16 protein-coding genes and 1 other RNA gene are annotated in these 15,012 nt (G+C 61.8%); 2 read left to right on the top strand and 15 right to left on the bottom strand.

Annotated features, from left to right (window positions below; genetic code table 11):
- Positions 1–7 precede the first annotated feature (7 nt).
- Positions 8–559, bottom strand: coding sequence for a phosphatidylglycerophosphatase A (locus PW792_12540; GenBank protein MDE1162759.1), 552 nt, complete (start codon positions 557–559; stop codon positions 8–10).
- A gap of 43 nt (positions 560–602) precedes the next feature.
- Here PW792_12540 and dcp point away from each other — a divergent pair, with 43 nt between their 5' ends.
- Positions 603–2,729 carry a peptidyl-dipeptidase Dcp gene (dcp, locus tag PW792_12535; protein ID MDE1162758.1) on the top strand — a complete coding sequence of 709 codons (2,127 nt, stop codon included), beginning with the start codon at positions 603–605 and terminating at the stop codon, positions 2,727–2,729.
- A gap of 57 nt (positions 2,730–2,786) precedes the next feature.
- On the opposite strand, the gene yacG is transcribed toward dcp, so the two are convergent.
- The 14 genes from yacG to PW792_12465 form a co-directional block, all read right to left on the bottom strand.
- Positions 2,787–3,014, bottom strand: a complete 228-nt coding sequence (yacG, locus tag PW792_12530) for a DNA gyrase inhibitor YacG (protein MDE1162757.1) — start codon at positions 3,012–3,014, stop codon at positions 2,787–2,789.
- A 15-nt stretch (positions 3,015–3,029) separates the two neighbouring features.
- On the bottom strand, positions 3,030–3,806 hold the full coding sequence (locus tag PW792_12525) for an SDR family NAD(P)-dependent oxidoreductase (protein ID MDE1162756.1): 777 nt from the start codon (positions 3,804–3,806) through the stop codon (positions 3,030–3,032).
- Between the two features lie 317 nt (positions 3,807–4,123).
- The gene (rimO, locus tag PW792_12520) at positions 4,124–5,722 is read right to left on the bottom strand and encodes a 30S ribosomal protein S12 methylthiotransferase RimO (protein ID MDE1162755.1); all 1,599 of its coding nucleotides are present in this window, start codon (positions 5,720–5,722) and stop codon (positions 4,124–4,126) included.
- A gap of 27 nt (positions 5,723–5,749) precedes the next feature.
- The gene (locus tag PW792_12515; GenBank protein MDE1162754.1) at positions 5,750–6,082 is read right to left on the bottom strand and encodes a type II toxin-antitoxin system RelE/ParE family toxin; all 333 of its coding nucleotides are present in this window, start codon (positions 6,080–6,082) and stop codon (positions 5,750–5,752) included.
- Positions 6,072–6,395 (bottom strand): type II toxin-antitoxin system prevent-host-death family antitoxin, encoded by a 324-nt coding sequence (locus PW792_12510; protein ID MDE1162753.1) that lies wholly within the window; start codon positions 6,393–6,395, stop codon positions 6,072–6,074. Before PW792_12510 ends, PW792_12515 begins: the two co-directional genes overlap by 11 nt.
- Positions 6,396–6,433: 38 nt before the next feature.
- Positions 6,434–6,775, bottom strand: a complete 342-nt coding sequence (locus PW792_12505) for a hypothetical protein (protein ID MDE1162752.1) — start codon at positions 6,773–6,775, stop codon at positions 6,434–6,436.
- 106 nt (positions 6,776–6,881) lie between these two features.
- Positions 6,882–8,927 carry a M13 family metallopeptidase gene (locus PW792_12500; protein ID MDE1162751.1) on the bottom strand — a complete coding sequence of 682 codons (2,046 nt, stop codon included), beginning with the start codon at positions 8,925–8,927 and terminating at the stop codon, positions 6,882–6,884.
- A gap of 47 nt (positions 8,928–8,974) precedes the next feature.
- Complete coding sequence (locus PW792_12495; protein ID MDE1162750.1) at positions 8,975–10,015, bottom strand: pectinesterase family protein; 1,041 nt, start codon at positions 10,013–10,015, stop codon at positions 8,975–8,977.
- Positions 10,016–10,031: 16 nt separating this feature from the next.
- Positions 10,032–10,313, bottom strand: coding sequence for a type II toxin-antitoxin system RelE/ParE family toxin (locus PW792_12490; protein MDE1162749.1), 282 nt, complete (start codon positions 10,311–10,313; stop codon positions 10,032–10,034).
- Entirely contained in the window at positions 10,310–10,663 is a 354-nt protein-coding gene (locus tag PW792_12485) for a hypothetical protein (GenBank protein MDE1162748.1), read from the bottom strand. Before PW792_12485 ends, PW792_12490 begins: the two co-directional genes overlap by 4 nt.
- A 38-nt stretch (positions 10,664–10,701) precedes the next feature.
- Entirely contained in the window at positions 10,702–11,718 is a 1,017-nt protein-coding gene (locus tag PW792_12480) for a ketoacyl-ACP synthase III (GenBank protein MDE1162747.1), read from the bottom strand.
- A gap of 128 nt (positions 11,719–11,846) precedes the next feature.
- An RNA gene (ffs, locus tag PW792_12475) (signal recognition particle sRNA small type) lies at positions 11,847–11,945 on the bottom strand.
- Between the two features lie 65 nt (positions 11,946–12,010).
- The gene (locus tag PW792_12470; GenBank protein MDE1162746.1) at positions 12,011–12,694 is read right to left on the bottom strand and encodes a membrane-associated protein; all 684 of its coding nucleotides are present in this window, start codon (positions 12,692–12,694) and stop codon (positions 12,011–12,013) included.
- 57 nt (positions 12,695–12,751) lie between these two features.
- The gene (locus PW792_12465; GenBank protein ID MDE1162745.1) at positions 12,752–13,627 is read right to left on the bottom strand and encodes a menaquinone biosynthesis protein; all 876 of its coding nucleotides are present in this window, start codon (positions 13,625–13,627) and stop codon (positions 12,752–12,754) included.
- A 201-nt stretch (positions 13,628–13,828) separates the two neighbouring features.
- Here PW792_12465 and dprA point away from each other — a divergent pair, with 201 nt between their 5' ends.
- Positions 13,829–15,004 (top strand): DNA-processing protein DprA, encoded by a 1,176-nt coding sequence (gene dprA, locus PW792_12460; protein ID MDE1162744.1) that lies wholly within the window; start codon positions 13,829–13,831, stop codon positions 15,002–15,004.
- Positions 15,005–15,012 lie beyond the last annotated feature (8 nt).

Here is a 15,012-nt window from a genome sequence, read left to right as displayed (position 1 = left end):
CGTGCAACTACCGCAGAGCAGGAACGAAGTGAACGAGCAGTTGTGCCACCACGAAGGCAATCGCTCCGGCGACGACGTCGTCGAGCATAATGCCGGTACCTTCGGGCAAATCTTCGAATCGGCGAATCGGCCACGGCTTCCAGATGTCGAAGAGGCGAAACAGGGCGAGGCCGAGAAACGCGTGCTTCCACGAGGGAGCCAGCGCGACCAGCGCAAAGAACTGCCCCGCAACCTCGTCGATGACCACAAAGCCAGGGTCTTCGCGGCCAGCTTCGCGGGCGACGATCGTTGAGGCCGGAATGCCGATGAGCGTGACAGCAATCATCGCGAGAACGGTCAACAACGCAAACAGCACAAAGTGAGTGTGAAGCACGACCGTAGTGCTGCCCACGCTTACGGTGTGCTCGTTGCTTACTACGAGGAAATGCCCCGCAAGCATCCACAGCAGCATCGCAGCCACGGAGCCGTACGTGCCCGGGCCGGGCTTTAAATTGCCCACGCCGAAAAAAGTGCCAATGGTCCACGCCCACGGCGTTCGTTTGATTGCATTCTCTTTCATCAACACGATTGTATCGAGGCCTGCAAAAGTGGAGACTGTGAGAATGAACAAGCTCAAGAAGCTGGGAGTGTGTATCGCGATGGGATCAGCAACGGTGATCGCTCAGGCAGCGGACAACGCGAAGGCGTTCGGTCCGGACAACCCGTTCTATGCAGAGAGCAAGCTGCCGTTCCAGGCACCTCCGTTTGATCGCATCCACGATAGCGACATTGAACCGGCGATGGACGCAGGCATCGCGCAGAAGCGTGCGGAGATGGAGAAGATTGCGAACGATCCTGCCGCGCCGACCTTCGCGAACACGCTCGTCGCCATGGAGCGTACAGGCCGCCTACTGCAGCGCGTGATGGCTGTCTTCTCCGATCTCTCCGGTTCGAACACCGACCCCGAACTGCAGGCGTTGGAAAAGCGTTCTTCGCCGAAGATGGCTGCACTGAGCGATTCGATTTACCTGAACCCGAAGCTCTTTGCGCGCGTGGAGACGATCTATAACGAGCGCGCCACGCTCAATCTCGACCCCGAGAGCGAACGCCTGCTCGAGGTGCAGTACCAGCGCTTTATCAAGGCCGGTGCCAAGCTCTCGCCTGAAGACAAAGAGAAGCTGAAGAAGATCAACGAAGAGCTTGCTTCGCTTTCGACAAGCTTCGTAACGAAGCTGCTTGCAGGCACGAAGGACGGTGCCTTCCATACGACCGATGCGGCCGCACTCGCGGGCATGAGCCCAGCACAGCTCTCCGCCGCGCAGACGGCAGCGAAGACGCGCAAGGTGGATGGCTACGTGGTGCCGCTGCAGAATACGACGCAGCAGCCGGACCTCGCCGAGCTTTCCAACCGCGACACGCGCAAGCAGATTTTTGAGAACTCCTGGCTGCGCAATGAGCATGGCGACGCGAACGATACGCGCGCCACGGTGCTTCGCCTCGCCGAGCTTCGCGCCGAGAAGGCGAAGCTGCTTGGCTTTCCGAACTTCGCGGCATGGAACCTGCAGGATCAGATGGCGAAGACGCCTGCGAACGCGCTCAAGTTCATGAACGATCTCGTCCCGGCGACGGTTGCAAAGGCCGACGGAGAAGCGAAGGACATTCAGGCGTTGATCGATGAGCAGAAGGGTGGCTTCGAGCTTCAGCCCTGGGACTGGGAGTTCTACTCCGAACAGGTGCGCAAGGCGAAGTACAGCTTCGATAGCTCTGAGGTGAAGCCATACTTCCTGCTCGATCGAGTGATCGAAGATGGCGTGTTCTACGCCGCGAATCGCATGTACGGCATCACGTTCGAGGAGCGCAAAGACATCCCCGTCTATCGCCCGGAGATTCGCGTCTGGGAGGTCTTCGATAAGGACGGCAAGCCGCTCGCGCTCTTCTATGGTGACTACTTCGCGCGTGATAACAAGCGTGGTGGCGCATGGATGAGCAGCTTCGTCGGACAGTCAAAGCTGCTCGGCACTCTACCTGTCGTGAAGAACACGCTGAACCTGCCGCAGCCTGCCCCTGGCGAGCCTGCGCTGATCGACTTCGACGGCGTGCGCACGCTCTTCCACGAGTTCGGCCACGCGCTGCACGGCATGTTTGCCGATAGCGAATACCCTTCGCTCTCCGGCACCAGCGTTCCGCGCGACTTCGTTGAGTTTCCCTCGCAGTTCAACGAGCATTGGGCGAGTGAGCCGACGGTCTTCGCGCATTATGCGAAGAACTACAAGACCGGCGCACCCATGCCTGCAGAGTTGAAGAAGAAGATCGACGCAGCCTCGAAGTTCAACGAAGGCTATATGTTCGGTGAGCTTCTGGCTGCAGCGCAGCTCGACATGCAATGGCACACTATCGGCACGGACGCGCATGTGACGGACGTCGATGCGTTCGAGAAGCAGGCGCTTGCGCGTACGCACATGAACATGGCGAAGGTGCCGCCGCGCTATCGCTCCAGCTACTTCCAGCACATCTGGTCGAACGGTTACTCGGCTGGCTATTACGCGTATCTGTGGAGCGAAATGCTCGACGATGCAGCGTTTGACTGGTTCGAGAAGCACGGCGGCATGACGCGCGAGAACGGCGAGCGCTTCCGCAAGATGGTTCTTTCGCGTGGCAACACCGAAGACCTGCAAACGATGTACGACCGCTGGCACGGCAGCCATCCGGACGTGGAGCCCATGCTCGAAGAGCGTGGCCTGAAGCAGTAGCTCGCATCCGTCACAACGAAGAAAGCCCTGAGCATCGCGCTCAGGGCTTTCCTGTTTTTAGTTCTTCCACTTTGTGTCGAGGTCGCCGTTCAGCTCCGACTTGAGCTGCTGATGTTCGAGCTCTTCAAGCAGGTCCGGATCCATGATCGGCGAGGAGACCTTGTAGTCACCCGACGCCCACTTGCCCAGGTCGATCAAACGGCAGCGATCGGAACAGAAAGGGAAGTTCTCGTTTTCAGCGAGGACGGTTGTCTTGCACGTAGGACAGAAAAGCGCTTTGGACATGATGCGTGACTCCAGCTAAATCATAGTGCTAATGAGGCCACCTTCGACACGCAATGCGGCACCGTTGGTCGCAGCGGAAAGCGGGCTGGCGATGTAGGCGACGAGGCTGGCGACCTCCTCGCTTTCGATGAGGCGCTGCAGCAGCGAGGTGTTGCGGTAGACGTCGAAGAACTTCTTTTCGGCCTGCGCGTCGGTGAGGTTTTCGCCGGGGAATAGGCCTTGCAGGAAGCCGACGATGCCTTCGGAGCGCGTGGGGCCGGGCAGGATGCTGTTGACGGTGACGCGCGTGCCCTTGGTGGCTTCGGCGAGGCCGCGCGAGACGGCGAGCTGTGCAGACTTCGTCATGCCGTAGTGGATCATGTCGGACTGCGTCTTCACGCCGGACTCGGAGGAGATGAAGAGGATGCGGCCTTCGTTCTTCGCGAGCATGAGAGGGAAGTAGTGGCGCGAGAGACGCACGCCGCTCATCACGTTCACTTCGAAGAGCTTCAGCCAGTCGGCGTCGCTGATCTTGGCGAACTCTTTGGCCTCGTAGATGCCGAGGTTGTTGATGAGGATGTTGGTGTTCGGCACGGCGGCGATGATGGCGTCGCAGCCCTCTGCCGTGGCAGCGTCAGCGACGAGAGGCTGCACGTGCGGAATGCCCTGGAGCGCGGCTTCGAGCTTGTCCTTCGAGCGGCCGGGGACGGTAACGATCACGCCTTCGGCGGCGAGGGCTTTGGTGATCGCGAGGCCGATGCCAGTGGAGCCGCCGGTGACGATCGCGGTCTTGCCTTTGAGTTGCAGGTCCATGAAGTTCTCCTTCAGTAGAGGAGATGACGAGTACGGTTGGAAAGATGCAGCTATGACTTGTCCGGACGAGGCAATAGCCACTGGATGCCCTCGTAAGCTAGCGCGACCAACGATATCCCAATGAAGGCAATAAGAAACGAAGTGATCCAATGATGATGGGTAAGCACTGTGTCAAAGTAGTGCGCTTGCTTCGCGAGGTAAGCATCCCGTCCAAGTCGAAACAGCCGAACGTTCATTGTGTGGCGAATCACGGCGTCGACGATTGCGATCAGTAGAACCGCTAGTGTCTTCGATTTCACTCGAGTCATCCAAGCAGTCTATTCGAGGATCGTCGCCACCACATCGTAATCATGGGCTTCGGTGATCTCGGCGCGATAGAACGTGCCGGGAACCAACTCTTCGTGCGGGCCGAAGTCGTTGATGAGCACCTTGCCGTCGATCTCCGGGGCCATGTCGAGTGTGCGACCCTGCCAGAGGAGTTCGGTCTCTTCGCTTTCGCCTTCGACCAGTACATCGACCACGCGACCGATCCATGCCTTGCGAGCCTTGCGGCTGATCTTGTTCTGCAGGCGCATGAGCTTGCGGCGGCGTGCTTCGATGGTGCGCTTCGGCACCTTCTGGTCGAGGTCGAAAGCGCCAGCGCCTTCTTCGTCCGAGTAGCTGAAGACGCCGAGCCAGTCGAGCTTCGCTGCCGTGACGAAGGCGCAGAGTTCTTCGAAGTCCTCTTCGGTTTCGCCGGGGAAGCCGACGATGAAGCTCGTGCGGAGCACGAGGCCAGGGACGATGCTGCGGGCCTTGTCGATGATCTGCAGGAAGCGGTCAGCGGTGCCGCCGCGCTTCATGCGGCGTAGGACGGAGGCCGAGGCGTGCTGCAGCGGGACGTCGAGGTACTTGGCGACGTTATCGTGGCGCGCGATGGCTTCGAGCAGGCGCGTGGTGATCTTGTTCGGGTAGGCGTAGAGGAAGCGCAGCCACTTGAGGCCGGGGAGCGGTGCGAGCGCGTCGAGCAGGTCGGCGAGTTCGGGGCGGCGGCCGGTGGTTTCGTCCTTGGGCATGTCCTCGCCGAAGCAGGTGGTGTCCTGGCCGATGAGGGTGATCTCGCGAACGCCCTGCGCGATGAGCTGCTGCGCCTCACGCACCACAGACTCGATGGAGCGCGAGCGGAACTTGCCGCGAAGCTGCGGGATGATGCAGAAGCTGCAGGGATGGTCGCAGCCTTCGGCGATCTTGATGTAGGCCGAGGCCTTAGGCGTCGCGAGGATGCGCGGCGTTTCGGCGGTATAGAGATAGGTGGGCAGCGCGGCGGTGGCGCCGTCCCAGGTCTCGCGGGAGAAGCGGCCAGCGGCTTCGCGAGCGTCTCCTTCGGGGCGGCTGCCGACTTCGTTCACAATCTGTGCGCCGGTGCCTTCGGGACGCGAATGCTGGTTTACGGCCGAGGCGTGACGCTCAATCTGCGCAGTCGTTAGCACGTTGAACGGCGACGGAGCAAGCTCGGCGGGGGCAGGGCGTTTGAGGCCCGCGGCGGCGATGATCGCCTCCAGCTCGCCGGTGCCGACGACGGCATCGACTTCGGGAATGTTCTTCTGGATTTCGTCGCGGTAGCGCTCGACGAGGCAGCCTGCGACGATGAGCTTCTGCGCGCGTCCACCCTGGCCGACCTTGTGGTTCACCATCTCGAGGATGGTGTCCACGGACTCCTGCTTGGCGGAGTCGATGAAGGAGCAGGTGTTAACGACGAGGATGTCGGCGTCTTCCGCACGCGGCGTAATCTCTGCGCCGCCATGATGCAGCAGGCCCATCATGACCTCGCTGTCGACGAGGTTCTTGGGGCAACCGAGCGAGATAAAGCCCACCTTCGGGCGGGGTTTATCGTTTTGGTTGTCTGCCTGGGGCGCGAGAGTGGAAGAAAGGCTCACAATCTCTCATTTTAGCACGATTATCGGTTACTTCTTCGGCGGTGATGGGCGCTGGCGCAGCGACCGCAAAGGGCGTGCCGCTGCGTGGTAGATGCGGAGCACGTGAACTGTGTTTCCGTCGATACGAAAGATGATGCGGTGCGAGGAGTAGAGCAGGCTGCGGAGTTCAAAACGAAAGCTCTTATGCTCCGGGATGAGGGCACAGCGTTGAGGTAGCTGTTTCAAGGAGTCGGCTGCGACGAGAAGGCCGGAAACCCATGTGTCTGCCGCAACGTCGTCGTTGCTTTGCGAAAGAATGTATTCACGGTACGCTTCCGCGTCTTGAGCAGCCCCCTCCGTGAACTGGAGCTTATGCTGCATGGCCGGATCTCGTTTTCAGCTTCTCCATCCGGGTTCGGAACTGCTCCAGCGACATAGTGCGGCCTGCTTCTACATCGGCCAGACCTTCATTGACCGCGACAACAAAGCGGCGCTCTTCCTCAAGCTGCTCCAGGCGGTCCATCTGTTCCTGGTACGTCTCCGCGTCCTGCACAACGATCGACGCCGTGCCGTTGACGGTGAGCACCATCGGGGACTTGGTCTTGCGCAGACGGCTGATATGGGCCTTCGCGTTGCGCTGGAAATCGGTGACGGAGTGAATGTCGCGGACGTCGATGCTGATCGCTTTCGCCATGCAGCAGATTATACGCAGAGAATTCCCTGCTGGCTGCGTTAGATCGGGCGACGATTCAGGGGCTTCATCTCGAGAATGTTTAGCGGCTCTTCGCGCGGCTTCTGGTGTCGGACGATCACCACCCCGTTCGTCTCGAAGTGCTTGGTGCGATGGTTCGTGCCGTGTTCGAGAAAGATTGCCTTCTTCAGCATGGAGATGTGGCGTCGCGATTCTTCGTCGAAGTGCCGCGACGTGACCCAGTCGTAGTCCGCGGTCAGGTAGTACGTGGCCTCGCACTTCGGGCAGTAGATCGGCTCCTCCAGCGTGCGGTGGAAAGCCGCCGGAGGCAGGGGAGCGAGTGGTTCGGTACCGGGTTCGAGAGCGACGAGAATATGGCGCATAGCAGCAGAGGGTGTCGAGCTTAAAGTGTAGAGCGTTGCGGCCAGATGTTGAACAGGCTCCCCATTGGATGGGGAGCCTGTTGATTTGGGTGCAGCTTCCGGGCGCTTACCAGATGCGAATGCGCTGGTCGGGAGCGAGGTAGAGCTTGTCGCCCGGCTTCACCTCGAACTCCTTGTACCAGAGGTCGGAGTTGCGGACGATGTCGGCCCGGTAGTTGCCCGGGGCGTGAGGGTCGCCGACGATGCGTGAGCGATAGGTCGCCTCGCGCATCTTGCTGCGCCAGATCTGTCCGAAGGCGAGAAAGAACTGCTGGTCGGGGTTGTAGGGCCCGACGTTGGTCTCGGGCTTGAGCTTCAGTGCGGCGTGGAAGGCGTCAAGCGATGCCGCCACGCCACCCAGGTCGGCGATGTTTTCGCCGAGAGTCTGCTTGCCATTGACGTGAACTCCGGGAAAGGGCTCATACGCGTCGTACTGTGCGGCGAGCGCGGCCGTGGCCTTCTTGAAGTGGTCGAAGTCGGCCGGTGTCCACCAGTCGCGCACCTTGCCCTTGCTGTCGAACGCTGCGCCTTCGCTGTCGAAGGTATGCGAGATCTCGTGGCCGATGACGGTGCCGATGGCGCCGTAGTTGGCGGCGTCCGGAGCGCTGGCGTCAAAGAACGGCGGCTGCAGAATCGCGGCAGGGAAGTTCAGGCCGTTGTCCAGCGGAAGGTTCACCGCGTTAATGGTCTGCGGCTCCATGCACCACTCGCTGCGGTCGACGGGTTTGCCGATGCGCGAAAGGCTGTAGTGGTAGTCGAAGATTGCAGCGCGGTAGAGATTGCCGGCGAGGTCGTTGGGCTTGATCTCGAGACCAGCATACGATTGCCAGCGGTCGGGGTAGCCGATGCCGACGCGCAGTGCGTCTAGCTTACGAAGGGCCTCAGCCTTGGTCGAAGGCGTCATCCAGTCCAGGTGCTCGAGGCGTGCGTGGTAAGCCACGAGCAGGTTCTTGACCATGGCCTGAGCGCGAGCCTTTGCTTCCGGCGAGAAGTACTGCTTGACGTAGATCTGGCCGACGGCGTCGCCGAGCATAGCGTTGGCGAGAGCGATGCCGCGCTGCTCGCGCGGTCGCTGCTGCGGTGCGCCGGTGAGCACAGTACCGAAGAAGGCGAAGCGCTCCTCGGCCATGGCGTTAGAGACGCCGATGGCTTCACTTTCGATCACGCGGATCGCGAGCCAGTCCTTCCACGCGTCGAGTGGCTCCGAGGCTACGAGCTTGGCTTCACCAGCGAAAGCTGTCGGCTGCCAGACGTAGAAGCTCTTCTGCTGGGTGAGTTTGGCGGCGGCGAAGTACGCAGGCCAATTCAGGCCGGGTGCCTTGCGGGCGAAGTCGGCAGCCGTCCAGACGTTATTGGCGTGGTGGATCTCTTCGCTTTCAGCGAGTGAGATCTGGACGTTGGCGAGCGCTGTTTCGAGCGCGAGCACACGCTCTGCACGGACGTCTGCTTCGCTGAAGCCCGCTAGTGCGAACATCTTCGCGAGGTGCATCTTGTACGCCGTGCGCACGGACTTCATGTGCTCGCTGTCGCTGAGATAGTAGTCGCGAGTGGGCAGCAGTCCACCGCCCTGCAGCAGGTACGGCGCGTAGTGTTCGGAGTCGTTGAAGCCAGGTGCAACCCAGATGCCGAAAAGGTTCGCGGTGTGGAAGTTGGTGTTGTTCAGTGGGTCCACGTCGGCGCGCAGCATGCGGCCGAGCATGGTGGCGAGGCTGTTGCGGTCGTGGACGGCGGCGATGGCGGCGAGGCGCTCTTTCACCGCGGGCGAGTTCTTGCCGTTCTGCTCAATGCTGGCCTCATCCATGAAGCTGGCGTAGAGGTCGGCGACGCGACGGGCGTCGGTGCCGGGAGCAGGCTGGCTGGAAGCGAGCTGCTCGAAGATGGTCTTGAGCTGCTTGTCGGTCTTGTCCGCGACGATGGTGAAGCTGCCAACGCTGGTACGGTCGGCGGGAATCTCGGTGCGAGCCTGCCAGTTGCCGTTGGCGAAGAGGTAGAAGTCATCGCCGGGCTTGACGCCGTGATCGATGTCGTTAACCTTGATGCCGTCCTGGGCGAGCGCTGCGCTGGCGGTGAGGGCGAGCGTGGCGGCGAGGAAGATGCTGCGGGAACGCGTCATGCGGGTGGTTCTCCTATCCACGATGGATTGTAGGACAGGAGAACGTTTTACGGCAGGTGGGCGGCTGCCGTGATGGGGGCCCAGCGGTCGTTGCCGCTGAGGAAGCGTTGCGGCTCGAAGGCTGCAGCTTCTTTTGCCGTAAGTTGGTGCGACCAGTAGGCGCGGTCTTTGGGCTTCCAGCCGGGGCCGGAGTTTTCATACTCGGCGTAAAAGGCTTTGGGTGTGGGGTCGTTGGTCTTCCACTTGGACCAGCCTGCTGGTTGCAGCGTGGCGGGTAGCTCGGTATGCATGACGATGACGCGGGAGTAAGGACGCCACGGGCGGCCAAGGAAGAAGCCCTGTCGCGTCATGTAGAGTCCGGTGCCTTGGGGTGTAGGTGCGGAGGCTGTGACCGTTGAGTTCGTGATGACGTAGCCGGTGGTTTGGTCGGGTTCGGTGCGCGACTGCGCGGTAAGGTAGCCGTGGCTGATGGAATGAATCTCGCTGTGGTCGAAGACCGCGGTTGCGTTGCCGAAGATGAAGTCAACGCCGCCTTCGATATAGCTGTCGAGGTAATACTGACGTCCGAAGTCGGCGAAGAGCGTGTCCTGGTTGCCGAGGAAGCGGACATGCTTGAACACGGCGCGGTCGGAGCGGACGAGCGCGGCAACGGCCTGGCCGGTATTGCCTGCGGTGTTTGCGACGGTGAGATTGTCGGCGGCGAAGTCGTCTGCGTTTACCTGCAGCGTCTCGGTGAAGTAGGTGCCACCGGCCTCTTTGGCGTTCATCGACGCGGTGATGACGGTGTCCTGCGGCTGCTTGCCCATGCCGAGGAGGGTGACGCGCGGGCGAAGCCGGGTGACGTTGACGCGCTCGTTGTACGTGCCGGGAGTGATCTCGATGACGAGGCGATAGGGCGCAGGCGGCTGCGGGGCGTGGTCCAGCGCGTTCTGAATCGTCTTGTAGTCGGTGCTGGAGGCGATGGAGCCGTCGCCGTGCGGATCAACGTGGACGTGAATGTCCTGGGCTGCTGCGGGCAGCGTAACGGCAGCGATGGCGAGCACAATGGCGGGGAAGCGCATGTGCAGCAGGGTAAAGCTGTCAGACAAGGGTTGGCAATGCGGGCTAATGCAGCGACGGCGGTAAACGTGCGCTATGCCAGACGGCGCGGATATAGATCGCGGCTGGGGTCACTCGGTAATAGACAAGATAGGGTGTGCCTGAGACAGAGACTCGTCGATCGTGTGGTGCTGTGGTGATCTCACCGAGCAGCGGAAATGCTTCGAGATTCTGCACGGCCTCGTAGACCAACCGGCATTGTTTTGCTGCTGCTAGAGGTTGATCGACCGCAATCTTGTCATGAATTTGCTCGAGATGGCGGATGGCTGTCCGCGTCCACCGGATCACGCCGCTTCGGTTCTCTTTCGTGCGGCAAATCGGGCCTCGAACTCCGCGACCATCTCTTCGTGTGAGACGGTATTGCCCGCAGCGATTTGGCGGTCGGCTTCTGCCAGATCTTCCTGGAGAGACAACATCTCAGCGAGGTATGAGTCCAGGACTAACGGCACGAGTTGTTCCACGGAGAGTCCTTCCCGCTGCGCCGCGTCTGCAAGTGCGGAAAGGGTTTCTTCTGCGAGGTTTACGGTGATCGCCTGTTCTGGCATACCGAGAGGATAGGGGAAGGCGTCAGGCAGCGCAATGCTTTTGCTGGGCCTGGGCAAAAGGGAAATACGCCGCTCCTGCAAAGAAAAAGCCAAGGCAGCGTGCCTTGGCTTTTCTTCGCTGTTGCCGCGCGTTAGAACTCCCAGCGCAGCAGCGTAGCTCCTACGGTGAAGCCTGCGCCGACGGCGGCCAGCAGAACGAGGTCGCCCTTCTTCAGGTGGCCTTCTTCCAGCGCGGTGTTCATCGCCAGCGGAATGGTGCCTGCGGTCGTGTTGCCGAAGCGATCGATGTTGATGATGACGCGGTCTTCGGGCATCCCGAGGCGTTCGGCCGTGGACATGATGATGCGTTTGTTGGCCTGGTGCGGGATAAAGCAGCCGAGGTCCGTGCCCGTGAGGCCGTTGCGGGTGAGCAGGTTCTCGGTCGACTCCGACATCTTGCGCACGGCGAACTTGTAGACCGCCTGGCCGTCCTGGTGGACGTAGTGGTCCTTGTTCGCGACGGTTTCGGCCGAGGCCGGGTGCAACGAGCCGCCCGCGGGCATGTTCAGCGAAACGCCGCCGGAGCCGTCAATCTCGTGGTGGAAATCGATAAGGCCGACCTCACCTTCTTTGCAGGGCTCGAGCAGCACGGCGCCAGCGCCGTCGCCGAAGATGATGCAGGTGGTGCGGTCGGTGTAGTCGATGATGGAGCTCATCACGTCGGCGCCGATAACGAGCACCTTCTTGTGCGCTCCGGACTCGACCAGCTTTGCGCCGACCTGCAGCGCGTAGGGGAAGCCGGAGCAGGCTGCGGAGAGGTCAAAGCCCCAGGCGCCGGTAGCTCCAAGCTTGTTCTGCACCAGGCAGGCGGTGGCTGGGAACATCATGTCCGGCGTGACCGTGGCGACGATGATGACCTCGACCTCTTCCGGCTTGACGCCAGCGCGGGCGAGGCAGACCTTGGCGGCCTCGGTAGCGAGGTCAGAGGTGGCGACGCCAGCGTCGACGAGATGACGCTCCTTGATGCCGGTGCGGTCGGTGATCCACTGGTCGTTGGTGTCGACCATCTTTTCAAGGTCTGCGTTGGTCAGTACGCGCGGTGGAACATAGTTTCCGACGGACGAAATCTTGGCGCGAACGGTAGTGCGGGGCTTCAACTGCAGGCTCAAAACGAAAACTCCTCCAAATGCGCGGTGGCCAAGGAGGATTGTAGCGGATATGCGTTTCGTCATGAGGTGACGGCGCGCACAGAGGCCGTAACCGCTTTGCACAGCATGAGTTGTAGGGGGATGGAAATATGCGCCGGGTTGACCTACTGCGCCCGTGGTGACCCGTTACCGTTGCTTCCTTCCGGACCTGGCGGGGTTGGCGGGACCGCGTCGCGTAGGACCCGGCACACGAATGATTCTATCAGGGTGTGGGTGGAAAAGTCGGGACCAGCGGTAGAGCGGGCAAAGAAGGCTAAGCGGCGGCTTTGTTGCTTTGCGGGCTCACGGCGCGGGAGGTCTTGATGAGCTTGTAGATGCCGATGCCGGTGAAGAGCAGCGTGATGCTCCAGAAGGCGATCAGGATGGTGACTCCCCACTTGCTTGAGAAGGAGTCCCAAAGGTGGAGAACGTTGCGTCCGTAGGAAATGCCAAGCCAGATGGCGATCGCATGCCGGGCGCAGCGGCTGATCGTAAAGGCCGTCATGAACCGTTTGCGCGACATGTGTGCCGCACCTGCGGCGAGCACGAAGGGCGCGAGCGGAACCGGCGGCGGCAGAATCGCGGGCAGCGCGACGGAGAGGATGGCGTTGTGCTCCATCCAGCCGGTAACGCGACCGAGAATGCGCTCAGGGACGTGCTTTTCAAGAAACTGCTTGCCGCCCGCCTGGCCCACCGAGTGCGAGACGAACCCACCCAGCGCAGAGCCCGCGGTGCTGAGCGTGAGCAGCAGGATCGGATTGCTTTTGGCAGCGGCGTAGAGCAGCAGCATGATGTCGGTGACGCCGGGAATCGGTAGCGGAACGAAGGAGCTGTCCACGGCAGAGACGAGGAAGAGACCGGCGAGGCCGAAGTGGAAGAGTTTTCGAAGCAGGGGACTCCCGGCCTCGGCAAAGAAACCGAAGAGAGCAGCGCTCGCGGCTTGGGGCGCATGGATCACGTTCTGGTTAGGACGCGAATTAGCGGCTGGAAGACTCGCAGATTGAGAGGCAAATCGTCAGGCACCAAGAAAGCGCAGCTCCGGCAGCGGGGGAAGCGTACCGTTTTCGGCGGCGAGTTTGCGGAAGAGCCCGATGGTTTCGATGCAGCGATCGTCGAGAACGTAGTGGATGTTTTTGGTTAGATAATGCTCGACGACGGAGTGCGGGAGGTCCAGGCGCGGAGCCCATTCGGCGACGAGCGCAGCGACGTTGGCCATGCCGGCATCGCGGCTGGCCAGCAGGTCGGCTGTGAGCGAAGCCGGGGTGAAGCCGTTCGGCTCGAGTGCTTCGGGTCGGGCGGCCCAGACGGCGGCGACCCAGGGCAGGCCGGTGTGCTCGTTCCACAACTCGGCAAGATCGAGCCAGAGGAGGTTTTCGCGGCCATGGGCCTGGTCGATGGCGGTACGACGCTCGCGGGCCCGGAGGGCGGGGTCGCCGATGAGTAGCGCGGCGTCGTGATGCGCGAGCATGGCGAGCGGCTCGGCGGAGGCCTCGTCGAAGTGCGGCCGGGTGGCGTTCCAAAGTTCGAAGAGCAGATGCGTGTAGGCCTGCGAGGAGCGTGAGGCGCTGTCGGCGGCGATGGTGCAAACGCGTTGCAGGGCTTCCTGCGCGGGCAGGTTGTCGGGGTTCTTCACCAGCAGCAGGATCGAGCGAACATCATGCAGCGAGGCGATGGTGCAACCCGGGACGACGACCAGCTCTGGCGTAAGGGCTGCGATGGGGATCAGGCCGAGGTCGGCCTCGCCCGTATGTAGCAACCGCGCACAGGCCGAGGGGACGGTGTAGCGCACCTTGTAACGGGTATGCAGTTCGGTGGCGGCGGGCTCGTGCTCGAAGTTGTACAGGAGCGGAGCAGGATTCAAAAACGAGATGGCAGCAACACGTAACGGCACGGGTTAAGGATACGCCTGGAGAAGCGAGGGTTTAGGGCTCAGGATTTAGGGTGTAGGGCCGCGGCGTTGATGTTTTCGTCGTAAAGGGCAAGGTGTGGCAACTCTCCGCTCTCTGAGTTCTGCGCCCTAAACCCTGCGCCCTAAACCCTCGCCCCTCTGTTACTCTGGCCGCATCGAATCGCTGCTGAGAGGTTTGCGCGTATGGGTGCGGTGAGTGTTGCCGTGGTGGAGGAGCGTCGTCTAGCCTGGCTGGCGCTGGCGTTGTCGCCGGAGATGGGCCCGACGAGGATTGGGCGCGTGATGCAGCGCGCCGTGGAGCCGGAACGAGTTTTTGCCATGTCTCTGACCGAGCTCGAAGGCTCCGGGATGACGGCAAAAGCAGCCCAGTTCGTAGCCGACGGCCGTGCACGGTCGGCGGCGCTGGCGGAGTACGGCAGGGCGACCGACTCTGGCGCAGCGATTGTTTGTCCCGAGGATGAAGCGTATCCCGGCGGGCTTCTGCAGATCTATGACCCGCCGCCGGTGTTGTGGGTGCGGGGCGATCTTGCAGTGCTGAACGCGCCAGGGATTGCCGTGGTGGGGACGAGACAGCCTTCGCCCTACGGACAGGGCATGGCGCAGATGTTGAGTCGCGATCTGGCTGCCCGCGGTGTGGCTATCTTCAGCGGCATGGCGCGTGGCGTGGATACGGCCGCGCATCGTGGCGCACTGGAAGCCAAAGGGAAGACCGTTGCCGTCTGGGGAACAGGGATCGACGTGATCTATCCCAAGGAGAACAAGCGGCTGGCCGAAGAAATTGTGGCCGCCGGTGGTGCGCTGCTCAGCGAGTTCCCAATGGGCACCTTTCCCGCGCCGCAGAACTTTCCGATCCGCAACCGGACGCTGAGCGGCATGAGCGTCGGCGTTCTGGTGATCGAGGCCGCGGAGTACTCTGGCACGCGCATTACGGCGCGTTGCGCGCTGGAGCAGGGCCGCGATGTGTACGCCGTACCGGGCAACGTGACGAACAAGAACTCGTGGGGACCGAACACGCTCATCAAGCAGGGAGCCAAGCTGACGGCGACCTGGGAGGATGTGTGGGAGGACCTGCCCTCGCAGGTGCGGGTGGAGTTGGAAGACCGGCAGATCTCCTCTTCTGCTGCGAAGGCAGACACGGCGCCGTCGTTGTTCGATCGCGAGGGAGCGCTGTCTTTGGGGGAGAATGAGCGGCGCGTCCTGGAGTGTCTGCGCGCGGATGAGCCGGTGCAGTTGGATGAACTGATCGAGGCGCTGGCGGGCACTCTGGCAAGCGGCGAGATTTTTACCGCACTGTTTGAGTTGGAGCTCGCGGGCAGGGTACGGCAGATGCCCGGGAAGAATTATTTGCGGTCAATGTAGGGTGGGGT

Source organism: Acidobacteriaceae bacterium (assembly GCA_028283655.1).
Classification (GTDB): Bacteria; Acidobacteriota; Terriglobia; order Terriglobales; family Acidobacteriaceae; genus Granulicella.
Note: the sequence above shows the minus strand (reverse complement) of the source record. Positions and strands in the feature narration are given on the sequence as shown.

Bases quoted from the DNA above. Each gene is read 5' to 3' on its own strand.
- PW792_12540 (MDE1162759.1), bottom strand. From the start codon at position 559: ATGAAAGAGAATGCAATCAAACGAACGCCGTGGGCGTGGACCATTGGC.
- dcp (MDE1162758.1), top strand. From the start codon at position 603: ATGAACAAGCTCAAGAAGCTGGGAGTGTGTATCGCGATGGGATCAGCA.
- yacG (MDE1162757.1), bottom strand. From the start codon at position 3,014: ATGTCCAAAGCGCTTTTCTGTCCTACGTGCAAGACAACCGTCCTCGCT.
- PW792_12525 (MDE1162756.1), bottom strand. From the start codon at position 3,806: ATGGACCTGCAACTCAAAGGCAAGACCGCGATCGTCACCGGCGGCTCC.
- PW792_12515 (MDE1162754.1), bottom strand. From the start codon at position 6,082: ATGCAGCATAAGCTCCAGTTCACGGAGGGGGCTGCTCAAGACGCGGAA.
- PW792_12510 (MDE1162753.1), bottom strand. From the start codon at position 6,395: ATGGCGAAAGCGATCAGCATCGACGTCCGCGACATTCACTCCGTCACC.
- PW792_12505 (MDE1162752.1), bottom strand. From the start codon at position 6,775: ATGCGCCATATTCTCGTCGCTCTCGAACCCGGTACCGAACCACTCGCT.
- PW792_12500 (MDE1162751.1), bottom strand. From the start codon at position 8,927: ATGACGCGTTCCCGCAGCATCTTCCTCGCCGCCACGCTCGCCCTCACC.
- dprA (MDE1162744.1), top strand. From the start codon at position 13,829: ATGGGTGCGGTGAGTGTTGCCGTGGTGGAGGAGCGTCGTCTAGCCTGG.